At 71.1% G+C, this 21,320-nt stretch carries 18 protein-coding genes and 3 pseudogenes; 7 read left to right on the top strand and 14 right to left on the bottom strand.

What is annotated here, in order from left to right; translation table 11 throughout:
* Positions 1 to 400: 400 nt before the first annotated feature.
* Complete coding sequence (locus tag OTB19_RS35985; RefSeq protein ID WP_267802953.1) at positions 401 to 1,453, top strand: erythromycin esterase family protein; 1,053 nt, start codon at positions 401 to 403, stop codon at positions 1,451 to 1,453.
* A gap of 298 nt (positions 1,454 to 1,751) precedes the next feature.
* Here OTB19_RS35985 and OTB19_RS35990 read toward each other — a convergent pair whose 3' ends face one another.
* The 5 genes from OTB19_RS35990 to OTB19_RS36010 form a co-directional block, all read right to left on the bottom strand.
* On the bottom strand, positions 1,752 to 2,192 hold the full coding sequence (locus OTB19_RS35990; protein WP_267802954.1) for a hypothetical protein: 441 nt from the start codon (positions 2,190 to 2,192) through the stop codon (positions 1,752 to 1,754).
* 127 nt (positions 2,193 to 2,319) lie between these two features.
* A complete protein-coding gene (locus OTB19_RS35995; RefSeq protein WP_267802955.1) occupies positions 2,320 to 2,547 on the bottom strand; it encodes a hypothetical protein in 228 nt (75 codons plus the stop codon).
* Between the two features lie 242 nt (positions 2,548 to 2,789).
* The gene (locus OTB19_RS36000; RefSeq protein WP_267802956.1) at positions 2,790 to 3,560 is read right to left on the bottom strand and encodes an isocitrate lyase/PEP mutase family protein; all 771 of its coding nucleotides are present in this window, start codon (positions 3,558 to 3,560) and stop codon (positions 2,790 to 2,792) included.
* 256 nt (positions 3,561 to 3,816) lie between these two features.
* Positions 3,817 to 4,230: a hypothetical protein gene (locus OTB19_RS36005; RefSeq protein WP_267802957.1), complete on the bottom strand. Its 414-nt coding sequence runs from the start codon at positions 4,228 to 4,230 to the stop codon at positions 3,817 to 3,819.
* Positions 4,231 to 4,518: 288 nt separating this feature from the next.
* Positions 4,519 to 5,289 carry a 2OG-Fe dioxygenase family protein gene (locus tag OTB19_RS36010; RefSeq protein ID WP_267802958.1) on the bottom strand — a complete coding sequence of 257 codons (771 nt, stop codon included), beginning with the start codon at positions 5,287 to 5,289 and terminating at the stop codon, positions 4,519 to 4,521.
* A gap of 241 nt (positions 5,290 to 5,530) precedes the next feature.
* Here OTB19_RS36010 and OTB19_RS36015 point away from each other — a divergent pair, with 241 nt between their 5' ends.
* The 3 genes from OTB19_RS36015 (at position 5,531) to OTB19_RS36025 (ending at position 9,374) form a co-directional block, all read left to right on the top strand.
* Complete coding sequence (locus tag OTB19_RS36015) at positions 5,531 to 6,136, top strand: cadmium resistance transporter (protein WP_267802959.1); 606 nt, start codon at positions 5,531 to 5,533, stop codon at positions 6,134 to 6,136.
* A gap of 449 nt (positions 6,137 to 6,585) precedes the next feature.
* Positions 6,586 to 7,983: a uracil-xanthine permease family protein gene (locus OTB19_RS36020; protein WP_267802960.1), complete on the top strand. Its 1,398-nt coding sequence runs from the start codon at positions 6,586 to 6,588 to the stop codon at positions 7,981 to 7,983.
* Positions 7,980 to 9,374, top strand: coding sequence for an amidohydrolase family protein (locus tag OTB19_RS36025; RefSeq protein ID WP_267802962.1), 1,395 nt, complete (start codon positions 7,980 to 7,982; stop codon positions 9,372 to 9,374). The genes OTB19_RS36020 and OTB19_RS36025 overlap by 4 nt, the downstream gene beginning before the upstream one ends.
* Positions 9,375 to 9,646: 272 nt before the next feature.
* Here the strand turns inward: OTB19_RS36025 and OTB19_RS36030 are convergent.
* From OTB19_RS36030 to OTB19_RS36055, 6 genes and pseudogenes are all read right to left on the bottom strand, one after another.
* Positions 9,647 to 10,438: pseudogene (locus OTB19_RS36030) on the bottom strand (LacI family DNA-binding transcriptional regulator); the annotation flags it as partial.
* 281 nt (positions 10,439 to 10,719) lie between these two features.
* Positions 10,720 to 11,943 (bottom strand): annotated as a pseudogene (locus OTB19_RS36035) (MFS transporter); the annotation flags it as partial.
* Positions 11,940 to 12,812, bottom strand: a pseudogene (locus OTB19_RS36040) (pyridoxal-phosphate dependent enzyme). The pseudogenes OTB19_RS36035 and OTB19_RS36040, both read right to left, overlap by 4 nt.
* 541 nt (positions 12,813 to 13,353) lie before the next feature.
* Complete coding sequence (locus OTB19_RS36045) at positions 13,354 to 13,827, bottom strand: hypothetical protein (RefSeq protein WP_267802963.1); 474 nt, start codon at positions 13,825 to 13,827, stop codon at positions 13,354 to 13,356.
* A 21-nt stretch (positions 13,828 to 13,848) separates the two neighbouring features.
* Complete coding sequence (locus OTB19_RS36050; protein WP_267802965.1) at positions 13,849 to 14,706, bottom strand: alpha/beta fold hydrolase; 858 nt, start codon at positions 14,704 to 14,706, stop codon at positions 13,849 to 13,851.
* A complete protein-coding gene (locus tag OTB19_RS36055) occupies positions 14,703 to 15,326 on the bottom strand; it encodes a TetR/AcrR family transcriptional regulator (protein ID WP_267802966.1) in 624 nt (207 codons plus the stop codon). The genes OTB19_RS36050 and OTB19_RS36055 overlap by 4 nt, the downstream gene beginning before the upstream one ends.
* Positions 15,327 to 15,561: 235 nt before the next feature.
* Between OTB19_RS36055 and OTB19_RS36060 the strand changes: the two genes are divergently transcribed.
* Together OTB19_RS36060 and OTB19_RS36065 are read left to right on the top strand one after the other, a co-directional pair.
* Complete coding sequence (locus OTB19_RS36060; RefSeq protein WP_267802972.1) at positions 15,562 to 16,356, top strand: class I SAM-dependent methyltransferase; 795 nt, start codon at positions 15,562 to 15,564, stop codon at positions 16,354 to 16,356.
* 213 nt (positions 16,357 to 16,569) lie between these two features.
* On the top strand, positions 16,570 to 17,754 hold the full coding sequence (locus tag OTB19_RS36065) for an MFS transporter (protein WP_267802973.1): 1,185 nt from the start codon (positions 16,570 to 16,572) through the stop codon (positions 17,752 to 17,754).
* Positions 17,755 to 17,807: 53 nt separating this feature from the next.
* On the opposite strand, the gene OTB19_RS36070 is transcribed toward OTB19_RS36065, so the two are convergent.
* The 3 genes from OTB19_RS36070 to OTB19_RS36080 all read right to left on the bottom strand — a co-directional run bounded on the left by OTB19_RS36070 (position 17,808) and on the right by OTB19_RS36080 (position 20,303).
* A complete protein-coding gene (locus OTB19_RS36070) occupies positions 17,808 to 18,698 on the bottom strand; it encodes a DUF4232 domain-containing protein (protein WP_267802967.1) in 891 nt (296 codons plus the stop codon).
* A gap of 283 nt (positions 18,699 to 18,981) precedes the next feature.
* Positions 18,982 to 19,437: a hypothetical protein gene (locus tag OTB19_RS36075; protein ID WP_267802968.1), complete on the bottom strand. Its 456-nt coding sequence runs from the start codon at positions 19,435 to 19,437 to the stop codon at positions 18,982 to 18,984.
* Entirely contained in the window at positions 19,434 to 20,303 is an 870-nt protein-coding gene (locus OTB19_RS36080) for an AraC family transcriptional regulator (RefSeq protein ID WP_267802970.1), read from the bottom strand. The genes OTB19_RS36075 and OTB19_RS36080 overlap by 4 nt, the downstream gene beginning before the upstream one ends.
* A gap of 375 nt (positions 20,304 to 20,678) precedes the next feature.
* Here OTB19_RS36080 and OTB19_RS36085 point away from each other — a divergent pair, with 375 nt between their 5' ends.
* Positions 20,679 to 21,122 (top strand): ATP-binding protein, encoded by a 444-nt coding sequence (locus tag OTB19_RS36085; protein ID WP_267802971.1) that lies wholly within the window; start codon positions 20,679 to 20,681, stop codon positions 21,120 to 21,122.
* The last annotated feature ends 198 nt before the right edge of the window (positions 21,123 to 21,320 follow it).

Here is a 21,320-nt window from a genome sequence, read left to right on the forward strand (position 1 = left end):
GCACCCCCGAGGACGCACTCGACACCGCCTGCCACCTCCACCTCACCGGTCTCGACACCTGACACGGGCAAGCGCACGCCAAGCCCGACGTCAACCCCCGAAGGATTTACGACGCAGACCACTAAGTCGCCTGGTGCCAGTGGATGCTGAGCCGGTCCAGGAACACCCGGACACGACCAACAGCCCTCCCCCACCGGAGCTCGCTGCGGCTCCACCCCACAGTCTCGCCGCTGGGCGCCCGCCGCTGTCTTCGTGGATGAGCCGGCCCCGCCTGAGCGCACGGAAACAGGGGGATATCCCCCGATCGAATCCGGAGGAAGCCTCCAGCGCGGCCCGCTCCCACCCCAGGCCATGATCGTTTCAGCACCCAGGGGGACAAGAACGAGCCGAGGAGTTCAGCATGACCGCCCACCTCGTCGAGGAGAAGGGCTTCACCACCTTCGCCCTGGAGATGAGCTGGACGGCGGGCCTGCGGATCGACGAGTACCTCCAAGGCGGCCCCGGCGACGCCCGGCGGATCGCCCAGGAGACGCTGACCGGATCGCCCTGGGAACGCGAGGAGTTCGTCAGCCTCATCGCCTGGATGCGGCGCCACAACGACCGTCACCCCGGCCGTAGGGTCCACTTCATGGGCAACGACGTCGGAGCGCCCAAACTCGGCGACGCCGTCTTCGACCGGGTGCTCGCGTACGTCCGTACGAGCAGCCCCCAGAACGTCGCACACCTCACGGAGCTGTACGCGGGCCTGCGCCCCCTCGACGACGTCTTCGTCCACCTCCGCAAGCCCGTCGCCGAACGCCGCCGGGACGCCGCCACCGCCCAGCAGGCGTTCGACCTGGTCACCGCGCACAAGGGGGCCGGCGGCGACGCCTACGACTGGGCCGAACAGCACGCCCGCAGCATCGCCCAGACCTTCGCGTTCACCTCGCTCGACCTGTCCGACCCGGCGTCGGTGTCCGCCGCGGAGCACCTCCGCGACCGGGTCATGGCCGACAACACCGCCTGGTGGCACCGCCGTACCGGCGACAAGATGCTGCTCTCGGCGCACAACGGCCACGTGGGCTACCTGGCCACCGACCCGGTGATGTACCCCAAGACCCAGGGCGCCTTCCTCCGCGAGGCCCTCGGCCGGGACTACGCCGCCATCGGCTTCACCTTCGGCCGCGGCTCGTTCCTCACGGCGACCACCCTCGGCAGTCCCTGGAACACGGTCACGGTCCCCGCGGCCACCCCCGACATGCAGGAGTACACCCTGGACCGGGTGCACCACCGCGACTACTACCTCGACCTGCGCGCCCTGCCCGCCGCGGCCCGCACCTGGCTGAACACCCCCCGCCCCACCTACGAGGCCGGCTCGTCCTTCAAGAACGACCCGCTCCCCACCCTCGCCATCACCAGGGCCTACGACATCCTCATCCACCTCAACCGGGTCCACGCGGCCACCAGTCTCTGAGCCCGCCGCCGCGGCACGTCATCGTTCGTCTTACCGGTAGGGGCCGACCTGAGCACAGTCGGCGGGTTTGGGGGTTCGCACCTTCGATCGCACTCGCGGTCCCCCGCTGAAGGCCACCGTCCAGGCAACGATTCAGCCGCTCTCCCCTGAACCTCCCCACGCCCGGCATGGCATGGGGAGGTGCTGTGCCGCGCGCCACTTCGCCAAGCTCGCCGGCTGATTGGCAAGGTCTTGGAGCACGGGACGGCCAGTTGGTTGGCCACCGTCTCGACGCAAGTGTGCGCGGCTGGTTCTCCGGTCAGCGGCGGCCGGCGGACAGGATGACGAGGAACTGGCCGCCGCCCGCCTCGATGGCGGCGGTCACCGGCATCCCCGGTACCAGTCGGGAGAACCGGTCCACCAGCCAGTCCGCCGCCTCTTGCGCGTCCTTCTTGGTCGGACACCGGCCCACGATCTCGCGGCCACCTTTGCGCTCCAGCCTGTCGGCAACGGCGATCAGCGGTGCGGGTTCGATCACGTACAGGCGCTCAGGCCAGGCGATGACCACCTTGACCGCGCCCTTGCGGGTGTTGCACCCGCGGTGCGCGAGCCGCTCGGCGACCTTGGCCTTTCGGTCGGCGGTACGACTGTCGACACTCGGCCCCCGCGGGTCGTTCACAGACTCGTCGGGGTCGACCGGTTCGTCACACACCCAGCACTGCCAGCCGTCGCGCTCTGCCACATCATCAAGGAGACTCATTCGAGCAAACTACCTGGCCGGCAGCCACCCGCCGTACCAGGGCCCGAGAAGGTGCAGCGACCGTCGGCGAAGCCGGAGGCTCGGCCGGCGGACCGGCCGGCGGACCGGCCGCACTGAAGTCCGCTGGTCAGGCGACCTCCTGTCGCTGGGGCGTCTTCCGCGTCTTCACCCCGACGGCGATGAACGCCAGCCCCACGGCGACGATGCCGAGGTAGGCGGTGGACGGAAGGTCGACGACCTTGTGCATCCAGCCCCACTCCGTGCCGAAGAAGGTCTGCGAGGCGAAGCTGACGAGCCCCTGGGCTCCTACGACGTAGCCAACGCTTTCGAGGGTGTATCCGATGGTTGTTCGCACGGATCAACCCTCTCGCGGCGGTGCCGCAAGATCGTCCTCCACAGGGCCGAGAACTCAGTAGGCCAAAGGATGCAGTCGGGTGCGGAGAGCACCGGCAGAGCATCCCACCGCGGCAGAGGAGTCGCCCTTCTCCCTGGGCATGCCCTGCGTCTGCCGGCTCACCACCCGCGCAGGCCAAGCCACCGAGTGGCCGCCATGGGAGCTCGGGTGCGCTCTTCTCCAAGGGCGCACCCGTCGCTCGATCAACTCTTCAGCGCGCCCCACGGCCCGAGCATGTCCTTCATCGCATCCGTCATCGCGAACTGGAGCAGCGGGCCGTAGGTGATCCGGCCGACGCCCAGGCGCCGAAAGCGGTCAAGATCGTGCTTGACCGGATGGGCGGTGGAGTTCACGGGAACGGCGACGGCGCCGGTCACCGCCACGAGGAGGTCGTCGTTGTCCTGGATGCCTACCGGGTAGACGCTGTCGGCGCCTGCCTGCTCCATGGCCCGCAGGCGCTCGATCGCCTCGTCGAGGACGCCGGAGGCATCCTCCGCGTACAGGAAGAGGTCGGTGCGCCCGTTGACCCAGAGCGGGACCCCCGCGTCGTCGGCCGCCGCGCGGAGGCCGGCGATGTAGCTCGCGTGCTCCCGCGTGTCGCGCACGCGTCCGCCCTCCGAGTGGACGGTGTCCTCGAGGTTGAGGCCGGCGCCGCCGGCCTCGATGAGTCCGGCGACGAGATCCGCGGGCTCCTGTCTGTACCCGGCCTCCAGGTCCACGGACACGGGAACGTCGACCGCCGCGATGATCGGCCTGACTGCGGCGAGTACCTCTTCGAAGGTCTGCCCCTCGTGGTCGTCGGCTCCCCGGGATTCGGCGAGCGGATGGCTGCCGACCGTCAGCGCGGGGAACCCGGCGTCGGCTGCCGTCCGCGCGGACCAGACGTCCCAGACGGTCGGAAGCACGAGTGGCTTGTGCTCTGCGTGCAGTTGCTTGAGGCGTTGAGCACGCTCAACAGTGGTACGAAAGTCCATGTCGAGGCCGCTACCCCCGAATCGCCACGAACAACGTGCCGGCGGGGTGCCGCCCGATGACGGAACGATGCAGCTTGGTTCCCTGCCGGGTCGGGGGCATCGACCGCCGGCCGGGCGGGGCAGCGGTCCGATCCATTTCCAACGCCCCGAACCGCCGCCCGGCCCGACACATCCCTCCGACCGGCACCATCACCGACCGGTGACTCACCGGCGAGTGACCCCGTATCCGGCCGGAGGGGCTCGTGCGGCCACGGCTTCACAGGATGGTGACCACCCCGCTCGCCGGGGTGGCCCGGACCGCCGGTGTTCCGCCGGCGTCGTAGAGAACCTTTCCGGTGGCGGTGTTCACCGTGGCCGCGAACAGTTGCTCGCGACCGCCGACCGCGGCCCTGACGAAGTAGCCTCCGTCGGTATCACGCTCCAGCGCGATGAACTCGATGTCGGCGCCCCCGGACACCTCGATCACGTCGTCGGCACCGAAAGCGCCTTCCGTGTCGGGGGACGTGGTGCCGGATTCGCTGGGCGCACCGACTTCGTACACGGCCACGATCCGCCCCGAGGGATCGACGACGTTGAGCCGGGCCGGAATCGAGGTCCCGCCCATCGCCACGAGCACGGGTGCCTCGTCGCGGTAGTACAGAGCCAGCGTCGCCACGTTTCTGTCGGACACAGCCACACCCCTTGGCAGTCGAGCGTTCACGGAACTTGGGCGAACCTGTCATGGACTCGACGAGGCGAAGCCCCGCGCACCGTGTTCCGATCATCCGATTCAGGCCCGCCGCATACGGGTGCCCTCCCGCTCGAAGTTCAACCTGTGTGCGAGGAATTGTTCAACCTGTGTACGAGGTAACTCCATGGAGCGCGACTCGGGCGTCAGACGGGGCTCAGCTCGCCGAGTGGCACGGCCACGTGGTCGTGCCCCGTGTGGCGCGTCGGGGATCGGCTCCGGTGTTCGCGTTCACAGCTGGGGGACGTACGGGGCGATGCCCACGATGATGATGGATCGCTCGCCCGGTCCTGGCGCGGTGCCGGCGCCGACCGGGCCGACGTAGTGGCTGACTCTGTGGTCGTGGACGGCGTACCCATCCAGTGGGTCGGTGAGGGTGAAGCGGGCATGGAGGTCCGCCCACGGGTCGTCTGGCTGGAGGCCCGCGCTGTCCGGTGTGGCGATGACGTTCTGCCCGCCGCTGATGTTGGTACGGCTGATCAGGTGGGCGAAGGTGAACGTGCTGGACGAGCCTCCGTCCTGGTGCAGGCAGTTCGGGGAAGAAACCGCGTCCTGGCCGGGATGGTCGACGCCGAGCTTGATCAGGTGGACGCCCGCCCACAGCGGCCGTCTCCCCAGATTCTTCAGGAACAGGACCTGTTCGATGTCCCAGCGCAGGAGTCTCTGCAGCAGAGCGTTGCTGCGCAATGCCTCGGGAATCTCGGGGAGCACACGCCGCTTCCGCGGGTGCTCGGGGACGTCCTCGCCCTGGGAGAAGTCGGTGACCAAACCGTGTACGGGATCGGGGGTTCCGGGAATCCAGGACAGTTCGCCCTCCCACGGCAGGTACACGGCGTGGGAGTACCGGCGGAACCGATTCGTCCCCGGAGCGTACGGATCGGGTGGCAGATCCGCGCAGACCTCCCGGATCCTGGCCAGGTCCCTCGCGGCGGAGCCGGCCGGGGTGATCCCGAGTTGCTCGGCGCCGTAGCGGACGAATCCACGCTCGCGCAGACCGTCCATGCCCGTACCTGGTCCTCGCTCATAGGCATGCGGCCGCCGCTGAAGCTCAGTCTCTTCCACGTGTTCCTCCGACAGGTCACCACCAGGACCATGGCGCCCGCGGCCCGTGCCGACCTTACGCGGCCGGCCGCACACGGATCACGAGAGACAACAGCACGGAGGTTGAGGCCGGCGAGAGGTGCGGGGCGGGCTCCCGGTAGCGTCGCCCGGGTCACCCGCCCCAAAGGAGAGGCACCCGCTCGTGGACCTGGGCATCATCGGGCAGGCCGCCGGGCTGTTCGCCGTCACCAACATCGACGACATTGTGGTCTTGGCGCTGTTCTTCGGCCAGGGGGCAGGCCACCCGGGCTCCACCCGGCGCATCGTGCTCGGCCAGTACCTGGGCTTCGCCGCGATCCTCGCCGTGGCCGTGGCCGCCGCCTTCGGCGCCACCTTCCTGCCCGAGTCGGCGATCCCCTACCTGGGTCTGCTGCCCCTCGCGCTCGGCCTGAAGGCCGCCTGGCAGGCGTGGAAGGTCCACCGCGACGGCGGTGCAGACGATGAGGAGGATCAGTCGAAGGAGGGCGGCCCCGGCCCGCTGGAGGTCGCCGCGGTGACCTTCGCCAACGGCGGCGACAACATCGGCGTCTACGTGCCCGTCTTCGCCACCGCCGGCGTCGGCGGCATGACCGTCTACGCGGCGGTGTTCCTCGTCCTGGTGGCGGTGTGGTGCTTCACCGGACGGTTCTTCGCCACCCGCCCCGTCATCGCCAAGGCCCTTGCCCGCTGGGGCCACGTCCTGCTGCCCCTGGTCCTCATCGCCATCGGGCTGCTCATCCTCGTGGAAGGCGGCGCGTTCGGGCTGTGACGCGGCTGGACCCCGTTCGGTTCTCGACCACGCCCAGGTGTCTCGCGGTCTCGTGAACACGCTGCGCCTCGTCGTCGTACAAGAAGCCCGGCTGAGCAGCTTCGACGCCGACATCGCCTGCGACCAAGAGCGCGGCCACGCCGAACCACGAGCCCACTGAAACCATTCGGCACCACCGCGTCCGCAGGCCCTCGACCAGCGCACCACCTCGTCGATCGATGCCTTGAGGGCGTGTCAGGGCGTTGCCTTCGCAGTGCCGCGGTGGCCGGCGGCCGTGGTCGATTCCGGTCGTGGGGTGTTGGGGAGCTTGCGTGTCAGGGGTCTTGACGGGGGTTCGGGGGCCTCACATACTGGCGGCCAAATCGATTTGGCCAAATCGATTTGGCTCTCCGTCCAGGGCTGGATCGCGGCTGAACCCAAGCGTGTCGAACGCCGATCGGAGCTCGAACGTGTCAAGTCCCCGCCCCACCGTTCCCCGTACGCGACAGCAGGCCGGCGACGCCGACCGCGTCGTCCACCCCGTCGACGAGTCCCGGCCACTCGGTCGGATCCTCCTCTTCGGCGTGCAGCACGTCCTCGTCATGGCCGCCACGCCCATCTCGGCGATCTTCCTGATGAGCGCCACCCTCCGCCTCGGCCCGGCGCTGACCGTCGACCTGCTCTCCGCCGCCTTCGTGCTCTCCGGCATCGGGTCCCTGGTCCAGTCGCTCGGCCCCTGGAAGTTCGGTCCCCGCCTCCCCTTCGTGATGCTCCCGGGCGGAGCGCCGCTCATCCTCTTCCTCGCCATCGCCGAACGGCACGGCCTGCCCACCGCCACGGGTGCGGTCGTCCTCACCGCCGTCTTCTCCTTCGTCGTCCTGCCCGTCTTCTCGCGGCTGTTGGCCTTCTTCCCCGCCCTCGTCATCGGCACGATGATCGTCATCGTCGGCGTCAACCTGGTGAAGGTCGGCGCCGTCCTCGTCACCGGCCGCCCCGGTGAACCCGGCTTCGCCGACCCCGTGAACCTGGGGCTCGGCATGGCCACCATCGGCTTCACCGTGGTCTTCTACCTGCTGTCCACGGGCATCCTGCGCCAGCTCGCCGTCATGCTGGGCCTGCTCGCCGGCACCGCGCTCGCCGCCGCGCTCGGCGCCGTCGACTTCAAGGGCGCGGGCGGTGGCCTCTTCACCGTGCCGCAGCTCCTGCCCTTCGGCTCACCGCGGTTCGACCTCGTCGCCGCGCTGCCCCTCATGCTCTACAGCCTCGCCTCCATGGCGGAGGCCACCGGCCAGACCGTCATCAACGCCGAGGCCGTCGGCAAGGAGATCGACCGGCGCACCGCGGTCCCCAAGACCATCCGCGGCGACGCCCTGACCTCCGTCGTCGGCGGGTTCTTCGGCCTGCCTCTCATGGTGACGAGCGGCGAGAACATCGGGATCGTGCGGGTCACCGGCGTACGCAGCCGCTACGTCACCGCGGCCGCCGGCGTCGTCCTCATCCTCATCGGCTTCCTCGCGCCCGTCACCCACGCCATCAGCGTCATCCCGTCCGCCGTCATCGGCGGCACCGCCATGGTCGTCTTCGCCGTCATCACCGTGCTCGGTGTGCAGATGCTCGGCCGCTGCGACCTCGAACAGCACACGCACACCTTCGTGTGCGCCGTCGCCCTCGCGTTCGGACTGCTGCCCATCCTCATCCCCGGCGTGTACGCGGGCTTCCCGCCGAACCTCCGCATCCTGTTGGAGAGCGGCGTCGCCGTCGGCGCGTTCGTGGCCGTCGTGCTCAACCTCCTCTTCCACCACATCAGGCCCGGCATCGCCGCGCGCGTGGCCGCCGCCCGTACGGAAAGCGACAACAGCAACCGATGAATCAGCCCCTCCGTGAACTCCTCGACGGGACCGGCCCGTTCCTCCTCCTGCCGGACGCCGTCCTGCTCCCCGAAGGCCCCGCCGAAGGCATGGCGGCCGTCGTCGCCGACGGGTCCTTCGCAGCCGTCGGCGACGCGGCGCAGGTCCAGCTCACCCACCCCCGTCTCGACCCGATACGCCTCCCCGGTCACCTGCTGATGCCCGGTTTCGTCGACGCCCACCACCACCTCACCCAGACCTTCGGCTCGGCCCTCGCCTACGGGGAGCCGTCGGAGATCTTCCGCCGGGTCTGGGTGCCGCTGGAAGGGGCGCTGGACGAGGAATCGGCGTACACGGCGGCCAAGTTGGCGGCGCTCGAAGCGCTGCGCGGCGGCTTCACCACCGTGACCGATGCCGGGAACCGCACCGGCGTGGACATCGACGTGGTGGCCCGCGCCGCACGCGACGCCGGCATCCGCTGCGTCCTCGGGATCGTGTGTGACGACGTGGAGCCCGGCGGCGCGGGCTCCGGTGGCGCGCAGCGGGAGGAACAACACCTGGCCCGCTACGAGGGCGACGCCCTCGTCCACGCGTCCCTGGCGGTCTCCATCCCCGAGGCCGCCACCACCGCCACGCTCCGGCGCACCGCGTGCCTGGCCGCCGAAGCGGGGGCGATCGTCCAGATCCATGTCAACGAGCACCTGGCCGGTGTGGAACGCTCCCTCGTGCGGCACGGCCTGCGCCCCTTGGAGCACCTGTACGACATCGGCGCCCTCGGTCCCCAACTGCTCGCCGCCCATGCCACCTTGCTCACCCCCCGCGAGCTGACCCTGCTCGCCGACACCGGCACCGCCGTCAGCTACAACCCCGTGGCCAGTGCCTGGAAGGGCAACGCCGTCGCCCCGGCCGCCACCATGGCGGAGCGCGGCATCCGCTTCGGCCTGGGCACCGACGGTACGCGCGGCGACGGCTTCCGGCTCACCGAGGCGGCCGAGTTCGCCCAGCGCCTCGCGTACGGCCTCGCCACCGGAGACTCCTCCTGCGGCGCCGGCTGGACCTGGCTGGAGCACGCCACCCGGGGCGGCGCCGACGCGGTGGGCCTCGGCGCCCGTACCGGCACCATCGCCGCGGGCCTGGCCGCCGACTTCCTCCTGGTCGACGTCACCAATCCCGAACTGGCGCTGTCCTGGGACCTCCCGTGGGAGCTCGTGCGCCGCGGCAACCGCGATCAGATCAGCGCCGTGTTCGTCGCGGGCCGGCTGCGCCTGTGGCGGGGCCGGCCCACCGGCTGGGACGGCCCGGCGCTCGTCCGGCGGGCCGCCGGCCTCGCCCGCGCCGCGGTGGAACGAGCCCCCATCACCCGGGCCCACCCCACCTCCACCACCGCCCGCGAACGAAGCACCGCGCGATGAGCTCGGACACGCTCGCCGTCCTCGCCGTCACGGTCGCCGTGGCCGCCTTCGTCCAGGGCAGCAGCGGCCTCGGCTTCGCCCTGATCGTGGCGCCGGTCGCCGGGATCCTCGACCCTGGCCTGCTTCCGGTGTTCGTCCTGGCGGCGATGATCCCGCTGAACCTGTACGTCGCCTGGCGGGAGCGGGGCTCCCTCGACCTGCGGGGCGCCGGCTGGATCACCGCCGCCCGACTCGCCGCCACCCCCGGCGGCCTCGCGCTGCTCTGGCTGATCCCGGACCGCACCCACGGCGAACACGTCCACCAGCGCACATACCGCGTCGATCCCGGGATGCTCCTCCAGCAGCGCCGCACACCGCTCGTAGCCGGCCTGCTCCCCACCCTCTTCCGAGGCGGTCGCCACGACCGGCGGCCACCCGTACCGCTCGGCCATCCGCCCGTACGCCTCGCGGGCGTCGACGGAGGAGTGCCGTTCGCCGGACCCTATGAGCAGCGCCGGCCGCCGAGCCCCCTGCTCCCGCAGGTGCGCGAGCAGCATCTCGGTCACCAGCCCGCCGCGCAGGTCGACGTACGGAACCTCCTCGCTCGCCGACACGGGCCGGCCGAGCGCCACGTACGGCAATCCGCGCTCCTTCAGCTGCGCCACCGCGGGATCGTCGACGTCCGGCTCGACGACGATGGCGCCGTCGATGTCGACGGAGTGCAGCCCCGATCCGGACCGCACGGGCGGCACCAGCACGAGCGCGTAGTCGTGCAGGAGCGCGCTCTCGGCCGCCGCGGCGGCGATCTCCATGTAGAACCCGAGCCGCGAGGTCCCACCGGCGACGGCGAAGGGCATCGAGGAGGCCAGCGCGATGGCCTTGGCCTGGCCGCGCCGCAACCGCTGCGCGCGCAGGTTCGGCCGGTAGCCCAGCTCGGCGGCGACCTGCTTGATCCGCTCCCGGGTTCGCGGATCGACCTTCCCGAGTCCGTTGAGCGCGTGCGACACCGTCGTACGCGACACCCCGGCGACGCGCGCCACATCGGCGATCGTCGGAGGCTTGGACTCAAGACCGGACGGCGTCATCGACGCGCACACTCCCCACGGCTCGACTACGGCTGACCCCGCCATCTTCCCCGACGCGGGCCCGAACATGGAGTGCCGTCCGACGGGAGATGCAGGGTGGGCAGAACCGTCCTGCGGCGTTTACCCGGTTTACGGTGGATGCTCGTCGAGGGTCTCCGCGATGCGGCGGGCCGGGCGCGGCAGGGCCGCGTGCCTTGTCCAACGAGGTCCCCGCCGCCTCCATGTGGAGGCGGCGGGGACGTCTCGGCGTCTGGTCCCCAGGCTGAGGAGAGCACCTGTGCCGGCGGCGTGAGACGTCCGGTCCGACTCAGGGCAGCGACGGCGGTCGCACAGACGAGCCCCGTGGCGGTGAGTGCGAGCCAGGTGATCCGCAGGGCTTGTTGGCGGACGGCGAAGTCCCACAGCGCGCCGGTGACCAGGTTGCCGAGGGTGATGCCCAGGCCGGAGACCGTGTTGTAGAGCCCGTTAGTGGGTGGCGACCAGGCGGTCTCCGGACAGGGCCACGACGGTGTCCCTCTCGAACGGGTAGACGATGGCGCCGCCCACGGCGAGAAGCACCACGGCCACCGTCAAGGAGACCAGCGACAGATACGGGGCTCCGGACGGAGTGAACACCAACGGGAGGAAGGCCAGGCCCATGGCGGCCAACCCCCGCACCAGGGCCTCCAGTGTCGCTTCGCCCAGCCCGTCAGCCGGAGCTGCCCGGCCACGGCGACAGCCGCCGATACGACGAACAGGCCGCTGGTGGCACGGGTTCCGGCGACGTCACCGAGGGCGTCTCCGGCGGCCAGCGGCAGGGCGAGGTACACCTGGAAGGTCAGGACGTAGGAGCCGATCATCGCGATCGAGAAGAGCAGGAACGGCCGGTTGGCCGCGACCGTCCGCCACTGCGCCAGTACGCCTTCCGAGGGTCCGCCCGGGGCGGCGTTGCCGCTGCGGGCGGGCAGTGCACGCCACTGCAGCAGGGTCAGCGCGGCGAAGATGAGAGCCGCGGCCGCGCATACGGCGCGGAAGTCCGCGGCCAGGAGGGCGAGTCCGACGAGCGGGCCGAGGAGCATGCCGGCCTGGTAGTAGACGTTGAAGGTGGCGAAGGCGTCCACGCGCCGCTCCCCCGCCTCGGCGGCGAGGTAGGCCCGCACGGCGGGGTTGAAGAGGGCGCCGGCGAACCCGGTTGCGGCGGAGGCCACGATGAGCGCCGGCAGGGTGTCGACCCGGCCGAGCAGTCCGAACCCCAGGGTGCGGAGCAGGCAGCCGGCCATGATCGGGGCCTTGTAGCCGTAGCGGTCGGCGAGGGTGCCGCCGATGAGGAACATGCCCTGCTGGGAGAGGTTGCGTACGCCGAGCACCAGGCCGACGGCCCAGGCGGCCAGTCCGAGGCTGCCCGCGAGGTGGGCGGCCAGGTAGGGCATGAGCATGTAGAAGGCGAGGTTGATGGCGAACTGGTTGGCCATCAACAGGCGGACCGCAGGTGTGGAGGAGGCGGTCTGGTGCCACAGCGTCTTCATCGGGACGTTCCGGCCTGCTCGTTGCAGCGGGTGGCGCCGAGTGGGTCGAGGACGGTGGTGCACCGGGTCCAGCGGGTGATCGTCTTCTCGCCCTGGTAGGTGACTTCGTCGGGCTCGTCGGCGGGCCGGTGGTCCAGTAGGTCGTGCGCGACGCAGTAGGCGTCGTCGAAGACGGTGCCGACGTAGCGCTGGGGTCCGTCGGGGAAGACGGCGACGATCTTCGATTCCGGGGGCATGGTCTTGGCCAGCCACCGCGCTGTGAGGCCGACCGCACCGACGCTCCAGCCGCCGCTGGCGTAGCGGTTGCGTGCGAGTGCTCGGGCCGACCAGACCGCTTCGGCGGCGGAGACCCAGTGGACCTCGTCGAACAAGTCGTAGGCGACGTCCGGGTTGTTGTACTGGTCGGGTCACCAGGAGCCCGGGTGCGCGGCGAGGAGTTCCTCGACCCGCTGCCGGCGTGCCTGCTGCCGGCCGCCGACGGGGTGCGGGGCGTCGACGAGCTCGACGTCGGCCCCGTAGGCGGTGAGCAGGCCCGTCATCAGCGGCTCCGTACCGGGGTCGGTGACCACGGTGACGGGGTGGCCGAAGGTCACTGCGGCGAGTGCCAGGCCGAGGCCGAGGGTTCCGGAGCTGGACTCGACGATCCGTGCGCCGGGACGGAGTTCACCGCGTTCGCGGGCGGCTTGGACCACGTACAGGGCGGTGCGGTCCTTGATCCCGCCGGGGTTGCAGCCTTCGAGCTTGGCCCAGAACCCCCGCCCGGCAGCGGTGAAGGGCTCCCCGACCCACAGGGTCGGGGCAGGGAGCTCTTCGCCGGAGCTGCCACGTCTCGGGGCGACTGGAGCGTTGGCTGGTCCGCGTCGACACACGGGTCGGCCTCGTTCCCAGCCGGGCGCGCGTGCGCCACCGCAGGTCGGTCGACGGCCGCAGCATCCACCCGACTGACGTCAAAGACGTCAAAGGCTTCTCGCAGGCCCTACCCGCAGTCTGCCGACGCCGCGGGGAGCGCGTCGGTACGACCCGGGCCCGGCGCCACGGGGCCGTGCGCGCAGACGAGGAGGTGTACGAGCGCGGCCAGGGCAAGAGCGATGACCGCCCAGGCCCATGTCGGGGCCGGCCTGCCACCTCGATGTACCGCCACGACCTCCATGACCACAAACAGTAACCAGACGCGTGCGCAGGGTTTCTGTCCGGCGTGCCGGCGTCCAGGGCTGCCGCGCCGCCCTCGCATGTCTCGAATCCCTTGGGAGTGGGGGTGATCACCGCGTCCCCGAGGGGGTGCCAAGCGCCCCCTGCTTCACTCGCCCGTACGCCGGATCGGGTGAATCCGCGCCCTGTCCGGGCCTGACGACATGCCCCTCTCACCCCGCGGGGCTTGCCTGGCTCTGGAAACGCGCGTGGACGCCTCTGTCAGATGCCGCCCGGGCCTTCGAAGCGGTTCCGGGTCCGGTACCGCCTGCGTTGCTCCTCCGCGATCCGCTGCAAACTCGTCGTGACCGGACTCTCCTCGTCCGCTGTCCCACGCGGCTCCTGGTCGCGCCTCTTCTGCTGGTACCCCCTCCCGCCGGGGACGGCCCTCGCCCACCACTTCTCCTCCGACCACCACAGGCGCGTGTACGGCGCGGCGCCGTGCACGACGATGCCCAGGGTCCGCCACTGCTCCGGCGTGTAGCTCTTGACCCGCGTGGTCTTCTCCAGCTCGCGCAGCAGGCCGAGTACCGCCTCCGCCGAGGCCGGGGGCGCCGCGCCGCCGCGTCCGGTCCTCTCATCGACCCGCGCGGCGACTTCCTCCGCGGTCGAGGGGCGTCCCATCGACTCGACAGCCTCCAGTACCTCGTCCTCGCCCGGAACGTACGTCTGCCGGTCGTTCCCGCTCGTCCCCACCGTCCGTCTCCCCCCGCTCGGTCATGCGATGTCTTCCAGGAACGGGACGATCGCGTCGAGGAAGTGCTCGTTGCGATCGCCGACCACCATGTGCCCGGCGCCGGCGACGTCGACGCGCCGCGCCTTGGGAACCTCGTCGCAGAACTGCTGGGCGACTTCTTCGCGCACCACGTCGCTGCTCCCGCCGCGGACGAGCAGGATCGGCGCGTCGGCGTGGCGTGCGGCGTCAAGGAGACGCTCCGCCATGCCGGGCGGGTCCATCCGGCCCTCAAAGCTGTCCAGCATGCGGGGGTCCCAGTGCCAGACCCAACGGTCCCCATGGCGCCGCAGGTTGGCTCGTATCCCCCCGGGGTCGGGCGGAGGTGGACGGTGCGGCAGGTGGGCGGCTGCCGCTGCGGCCGCTTCGCCCTCGTCGGCGAATCCGTCCGGATCGCGGCGCATGAACGTGACGATCCGGCGGAATCCTCGTGGATCCGGCCGATGGGCGACGTCGACGAGGACCAGGGCGCGGACCGCTGCCCGCGGCGCCTCCCCGGCGGCCAGCAGGGAACTCAGGCCACCCAGCGAGGCGCCGACGAGCACCGGTCGGCCGCCGAGCTCGACGGCGATCGCCCGGACGTCCCCGACGAACAGGCCGAGGTCGTAGTCACCATCGGGAGACCACGCGCTGGTGCCGTGCCCCCGCAGGTCCGGGGCGACGACGCACCACCCCAGCGCGGCCAGCCGAGGGCCGGTCCGATGCCAGGCGTGCCGGGTCTGACCGCCGCCGTGCAGCAGGACGAGAGGGGGATCGGACGTCTGGCCCCACACGTCCGCCGCGAGCCGGACCCCGCCGCAGCCGATGAAGTTCCGTGACCGGGGCCGGGCGCCCGCTGTCATGGGGCATCCCGGGTGCGCAGCGGCGCCAACAGCTGGTCGCGGTGGGGGTCGGAGGCCCCTGCGGCGAGCGCGACGTCCAGCGCGAACAGGGAACGGGTGAGGAACCGGTCGTCGTCGATCAGGGCGGCGACCCACTGGTGCAGCGCCCCCACACACGAGGCGCTGACCACGGCGGCCAACGCGTCGGTATCGATGTCGGCGCGCAGGAGGCCCCGTGTCCGCGCGTCCGCCATCGCCCGGAGGAGCTGGGTGTGCGGACTGCGGTCGAGTACGAGGCCACTTCCCTCCCACCCGCGCACCATGCGGCGGGACACGACCGGGTCGCTCACGAAGAGCTGGACGGTCGACCTGACGACCTCCCGCGGGTCACGCTGCCCCGGCTCGGCCAGGCGGGCCTCCAGCTCGTCCATGAACCCGTCGGCGAGCGCCTCCCAGATCTTCTCGCGCGGCCCGATCAGGTTGTACACGGTGGCCGGCGAGACCTCGGCCCGTTCGGCGATTCGCTCGGTACTGATCACCGATTCCGGGTCCTCGCGCAGGAGTTCGCGCGTCGCGTCGAGGATCCGTAGGCGTCTCCGCGCCTTGTGCCGCTCACGCAGCCCCCCTTCGGCTGTCCGCATGCGCCCACGCACCTCCTCAAAACTTAGAGAGCCTTCTAAAAATAGAGTTCCCTCTGGAAGGGGTCGGGGAAACCTCTGCAGGTCGACTTCTCTGGTGAGCAACGTGCGGTCGGTGTCGGTGGGGCGGCTGCACGGCGCGCGGCGGGACGGCGCGGCGGGAGCGGGGGTTTCCGGAGGCGGCGTTACCGTTGCGCAGGTGACGGGAAGCGATGCCGACCGGCAGTGGTCCGAGTCCATGCCGGCGGCCTACGAGCAGTACCTGGTGCCGGTGCTCTTCCGGCCCTTCGCCGAGGACCTGGCCACCCGAGCCGCGGCGCTCCGCCCTCGGCGGATCCTCGAACTGGCCGCGGGTACCGGTGCCTTGACCTCGCTCCTGCTCGCTGCGGCACCGTCGGGCGAGGTGACGGCCACCGACCTCAACGAGGCCATGGTCGCCTTCGGGTCGGCTCAGGCCCCCGGCGCAACGTGGCGGCAGGCCGACGCGCAGGGGCTGCCGTTCCCGGACGGAGCCTTCGACCTGGTGGTCTGCCAGTTCGGCGTGATGTTCTTCCCCGACCGGGTCGCGGCCTTCACCGAGGCTCGTCGGGTACTGGCCCCGGGGGGCCGATTCCTGTTCAACACCTGGGGCCCGCTCGACACACACGCCTTCGGCGCCGCGATGCAGGCCGGGCTGGAACGCGCCTTCCCGGCCGACCCGCCGCGGTTCCTCCCCACTGTCCCGCACGGCTACTGCGACCCCGCCATCGTGGCCGCAGACCTGGCGGCCGCCGGGTTCGCCGTCGAGGACGAGCAGGAGCTGACGTTGGAGGGCCGGGCCGTCTCGGCCGCCGATGTCGCCACCGGATTTCTCACCGGGACACCCGTGCGCGCGGCCGTCGAGGAGCGCGGAGACGGGCCGGCCGTCCGGGCCACCATCATCAATGAGATGACGAACCGTCTGGGCGCAGGGCCGGTTGCCGCCTCGATGACGGCCTACGTCTTCCGCGCCACGGCCTCAACGCTCGACACGCCCGCGCCGAGGAGGGCGTAGGCCGACCTGGACGGGACGCTTCGCACGGGCGCCAAGGGCGGCGGCAGCAGGCCCCCGGAACCTTCGGCCCGTCGGTGGCGCCGGTCTCGGGAGCGGGGGAATCCTTGCTCTGGACGGCGCAGCTTGCGGGCCGCAGGCGGGGACGGTGCCTAGCATGGCGCCGTTCAAGCAGCCCAGCGGACGGCCTCCGACCGAACGTCACCCACCGCCTACCTGAACCTGGTCGTCGCCACCGTCGGCTTCACGCTCACCTTCTGGGCATGGGACCTGATCGCCCCGCTCGGCAGCGACTACCGGGACCGACTGGGTCTGACCGCCCTTCAGCAGTCCCTGCTCGTCGCCGTGCCGGTGATCGCCGGCGCTGTGGGCCGGGTCCCGGTGGGCGCGCTCACCGACCGGTACGGTGCGCGCTTGATGTTCCCCCTCGTCTCCGCGCTCACCATCGTGCCCGTTCTGCTGCTGATTCCGACGCGCGACTCCTACGCGGCCACGCTGGCCGTCGCCTTCCTGCTCGGGCTGGGCGGCACGACGTTCGCCATCGGAGTGCCGTTGGTCAACTCGTGGTTCCCGCCCGAACGCCGGGGTCTGGGTCTCGGCGTGTTCGGCATGGGCATGGGAGGTGTGGCGCTCTCGGGCTACTTCACCCCGCGGATGGCCCGGCACGACGAAGCGCTGCCCTTCCTCGTCGTGGGATCCGCCCTGGCCGTGTACGTCCTGCTCGCCGCCCTGCTGATCCGGGACCGGCCCGATCGGACGGTTCCGACCGCCTCGCTCGCCGGCCGCCTCGCGCGGAGCGGCCGGCTCCGGGTGACCTGGGAACTGTCCGCTCTCTACGCCATCGGCTTCGGCGGGATCGTCGCCTTCGGGGTGTACCTGCCGACCTATCTGAAGACCTGGTACGGGCTGTCGCCGACCGACGCGGGCACGAAGGCCGCCGGGTTCGCCCTGATCACCGTGGTCATGCGTCCCTTGGGCGGTTGGCTGGCCGACCGCTTCAACCCGGCGGTGGTCACCTCGGCCGCCCTCGGGTTCATCGCCCTGTTCGCCATCGTCCCGGCCTTCGAACCGGCGCTGGACCCGGTGGGCACGATCTGTCTGCTGTGTCTCGCGGCCGGGCTGGGCACGGCCGGAGGGAGCATCTTCACCCTGCTGTCCCGGGTGACGCCGCAACCACAGGTGGGCAGTGTGACCGGCATCGTGGGCGCGGTGGGCGGCCTGGGCGGCTTCGTGCCGCCGCTGGTCATGGGCGCCGTGTACAGCGTCCAGGACTCCTACTCGATCGCTTTCATGCTGCTGTCGGATCTCGCCCTGGCCGGCTGCGTGTACGCGTACGCCGGCATGCGCAAGCCGCCTCCGGCCGGGGCTCCCCACCGGCCCGCCCCGACCCCCACCGGGTGAACCTCGGTCCCTGAGGCGCCAGGACGTGTGGTGGGGCTGACCACCACCGCGGCCTAGGAGGTCGTCTTGCGCCACGCTCCGACGCCGAGTCGGCCCGTGGTTCCGAGGTCGAGTTCGGGTGTCACGGTCACGGCCGGCGCTCCCGGCTTTGCGGTCACCCTGGCGTAGGGCACGTTCACCGCATCGCCGGAACCAGTGGTGTTGCGCCATGCCAGTGAGCTGTGTGCGGATTCGCCCGGCTGCAGGGTCATGGCCTGGGGCGCCGGGCCCGGTTCGAGGCCGGTGGAGATCTCCTCGGTGCCCTGGAGGATGCGGACGCCGGTCACCGGCGTCCTCTTCTCGTCGAGGAGCTGTAGCCCGGGATGGCCGCTGAGGCGGTAGGGTCCGGTCCCGCAGTTGGTCAGGCGCAGCCCCACCACACGTAGACCCATCGCGGCGTCGCCCTCGTCGGCCGAGAGGTGGATGCCCGAGGGCGGGCACGCCCCTGCGGTGGAGGGCGCCTCCCCCGCGGGAACGGCCCGCACCTGGCTGATCCTGATGCGCGACACCGCGCCGCCGCCGGGTACCGACGTATCCGGCTCGACGGTGGCCTTGACGGTCTGGCCCGGGCCCACGGCCGCCACGGTCTGTCGAACGTTGCTCATCACGTGTCCGGAGTCGTTCAGGAGGTCGAAGCGGATGGTGTAAGTGAGTTTTTCCGTACCGTTGTTGGCCACCTGGAACTCGTTGGCCGAGACGGAGGCGCAACCCGGGCCGAGGAGGGTCACGTCGTCGCGCTCGGTCCCGGTGGTCCCGGTGGTGCCGGCGGCGGTCGGGGATGGGCTGCACGACGGCGAACCCGAGGTTCGCTCACTGCCGGAGAGGCCGTGCTGTGTTCCGCATCCGGAGAGCAGCACGGTGCCGGCGAGGACGACGGACAGGGTGAGAGGGGCAACAGGGCGCATGGGCCCAGCAGATCAGGCACCGGTCGGGCCGGCAGTGATCGGGGCCACACGCCCGGTCACAGTGCCGTCACAGGACACGGCCCGCGCGGAAGGGCGAGGTCCGGGAGACCGCGCACATCGTGGCGTCCGGTCCAGGCCGCGGGGGTGACCACGGGCGAGCGGGACACGCCATCGAGGCGACAGCCGCGTTCAGGACGGCGGCTGTCGCCTCTGGTTCAGTCGCCTGGTCCGCGCGCCGAGAGGCATCGGGTGCGTGCGGGTGTGGCGGACCGGGGTCATCGGTCTATCCGGCGCTGATGGCCGTCTCGTGCGTGGTGCTGTCGGGCAGGGTCGTGATGCGGACCTGCCCCGCGGGGAAGGGGTCGCTGCCGTTCGGGCCGGGGATCTGTCGGAACGGCGTCCAGGAGCCGTCCGGCTTCCTGATGTTGTGCCAGATGCGCCCGTCGAGCCCGACGGCCACGATGTGCGCGGAACCATCGGGCGCCTCCGTGATCCCGATGGCGCTGGCCCCCATCGTGGCGGTGGGGACGCCCTGCGGTGCCTGGAAGCCGCTCCAGGAGCCGTCGGGTCGTCGGATCTGGTGGTAGACCATCCCGTCGAGGCCGATCGCGAGCACCTGGGAGGAGCCGTCGGGCACCACGGGATCCCCCGCTCCTTGCGCGGTGTTGGTCCCCTCCTTGTTCGCGGCCGCGACGGCCTCACGCGTGGGGGTCGGGCGCGCGCTGCCGAAGCCCGTCATGCCGGTTCGACGGGGAGCCACAGTTCACAGGTCGCGGTGCTGAAGTCGTCCGCGCGGTCGAGGACCGCGACGATCGAGGGACCCGGGCGCAGACGCCACGGATTGGAGGGGAACCACTCGGTCGCGGTCGCCGCCCAGGTCGACTGCAGTGCCTGTGGATGCGGTCCGGCGGTGCGGAAGACCGCCCACTTGCCGGCCGGCAACTCGATGGCGTCGAGGTCGTCGGGGGCCGGGGTGTCCTGGGAGACGGCGACTCCGTGCAGGTAGGTCAGTTCGCTCCCCTCCGTGCCGTCGGGGTCGACGTCGTCGGAGACTGACAGCAGGCCCGCCGGTTCGGTGTCGCCGAGGGCCTTCAGCCGGAGATGCTCCTCTTGCGGCAGGGCCGTGATGTGCTGCTGGATGTGCGGGTTGATGCCCTGGTGAATGAGCGGGACGCGGGCTGCGTGTCCGACCAGCCGGAACGGGGGGCGATCGATGAGGCGGGTGTCCATGGGGATGCTCCCTTCGACGGTCAGGCGGATCCTGAGCCGTGGTTGTGTGCGCAGGGGGCCTCCGTCGCGGCGCACGTCACGGGGGCCGGCGCCGTGGACCGCGCGGAACGCGCGTCCGAACGCCTCGGTCGAGCCGTATCCGTACCGGACGGCGATGCTCAGCAGATCGTCCTCGCCCCGGACCACGTCGGCAGCGGCCACGGTCATGCGGCGCCGGCGCACATACTCCGACAGCGGCATGCCGGTCAACGACGAGAACATCCGGCGCAGGTGGTAATCGGTCGTGCCGAACTCGCCGGCCAATCGACTGACGTCGAACTCCGCAGCGAGTTGCTCCTCGACGAGATCGACAAGCCGGTTGAGGGCCGAGATCATGAGGCCTCCTTTCGATGTCAACCCTGCGGGAAGAACCCCGACCGGACCCGACCGCAGCGATCCGATCCGATCATGTGCCGCGCCACTTCGCACCCACGACAACCAGGCCGACACGCAGGCCCCGAAGCCGCGGCGGATCTCGACACGTCGGTGGCCGTCCAGGGCCGCCCCACGCCGCTGATGGCTTCGGCCAGGAGCGGTGTGGCGCTGCCGCGCAGCCGGCACGGAACGGACGCGGACAGGGGCTGGCAGGGCCGGGCATGGCGGGACGAGGATGCCGCACGGGGGTGAGGAGATGTCCGCGTCCCTCGGTCCGTTCCGTAGGGTGTGGGACGCAGGGCCCCGGGGCGGCCCTGGGAAGGCAGGGCAGACCACATGGAGCGGGCGGCGGAAGGTACGGACCAACACACGAACGCCGGCGGATCGATATCGCTCTCCGCGGCCTTCGAGGACACCGAGCCGATCGGACGGCCCCGCGGCCAGGCCCGGTCTTTCCTGGCCGAGTTGCGGACCGTCCACCGACTCCCGGTCTCCGACCGCGCCGCGGACCTGGTCGAGTTGGTCGTCAGCGAGTTGGTGACGAACAGCCGAAAGTACGCTCCGGGGCCCTGTCTGCTGACGCTGGTGCTGCGCGAGGACTGTGTCGAGGTGAGCGTGTGGGACGGCAACCCGGTGCTTCCGTCGGTTCTGCCACCGGACCCCTACCGTGTCGGTCAGCATGGTCTGGAGATCGTCATGGCCGCCGCCCAAGCCTTCCGCATCGAGCGGGAAGGCGTCGGAAAGCGTGTCACGGCTGCCATCGCGCTCGTCGATCCCTAGTGCTGTGGCCGGAAAGGTTTGCCGGGTCGCGGCGTCCGGTGCGGTGCATCGCAAGGCGGAGGACTGCCGCCTGTACTGGACGTACTCGGGCGGTTCGACAACGCGGCGAGGTGCCGTGCCGGGCGCCGTGACACGGTGAACCTTTCCGGTCACAGCACTAGTAGGGCTTGGTCAGGTCGGCTGTGATTGAGCGTGTCC

This window comes from Streptomyces sp. H27-H5 (genome assembly GCF_026627505.1).
Taxonomy (GTDB): domain Bacteria; phylum Actinomycetota; class Actinomycetes; order Streptomycetales; family Streptomycetaceae; genus Streptomyces.

Coding starts and splice junctions, on each gene's coding strand:
- OTB19_RS35985 (WP_267802953.1), top strand. CDS start 401: ATGACCGCCCACCTCGTCGAGGAGAAGGGCTTCACCACCTTCGCCCTG.
- OTB19_RS35990 (WP_267802954.1), bottom strand. CDS start 2,192: ATGAGTCTCCTTGATGATGTGGCAGAGCGCGACGGCTGGCAGTGCTGG.
- OTB19_RS36000 (WP_267802956.1), bottom strand. CDS start 3,560: ATGGACTTTCGTACCACTGTTGAGCGTGCTCAACGCCTCAAGCAACTG.
- OTB19_RS36010 (WP_267802958.1), bottom strand. CDS start 5,289: ATGGACGGTCTGCGCGAGCGTGGATTCGTCCGCTACGGCGCCGAGCAA.
- OTB19_RS36025 (WP_267802962.1), top strand. CDS start 7,980: ATGAATCAGCCCCTCCGTGAACTCCTCGACGGGACCGGCCCGTTCCTC.
- OTB19_RS36050 (WP_267802965.1), bottom strand. CDS start 14,706: ATGACAGCGGGCGCCCGGCCCCGGTCACGGAACTTCATCGGCTGCGGC.
- OTB19_RS36055 (WP_267802966.1), bottom strand. CDS start 15,326: ATGCGGACAGCCGAAGGGGGGCTGCGTGAGCGGCACAAGGCGCGGAGA.
- OTB19_RS36060 (WP_267802972.1), top strand. CDS start 15,562: ATGCCGGCGGCCTACGAGCAGTACCTGGTGCCGGTGCTCTTCCGGCCC.
- OTB19_RS36070 (WP_267802967.1), bottom strand. CDS start 18,698: ATGCGCCCTGTTGCCCCTCTCACCCTGTCCGTCGTCCTCGCCGGCACC.
- OTB19_RS36075 (WP_267802968.1), bottom strand. CDS start 19,437: ATGACGGGCTTCGGCAGCGCGCGCCCGACCCCCACGCGTGAGGCCGTC.
- OTB19_RS36080 (WP_267802970.1), bottom strand. CDS start 20,303: ATGATCTCGGCCCTCAACCGGCTTGTCGATCTCGTCGAGGAGCAACTC.
- OTB19_RS36085 (WP_267802971.1), top strand. CDS start 20,679: ATGGAGCGGGCGGCGGAAGGTACGGACCAACACACGAACGCCGGCGGA.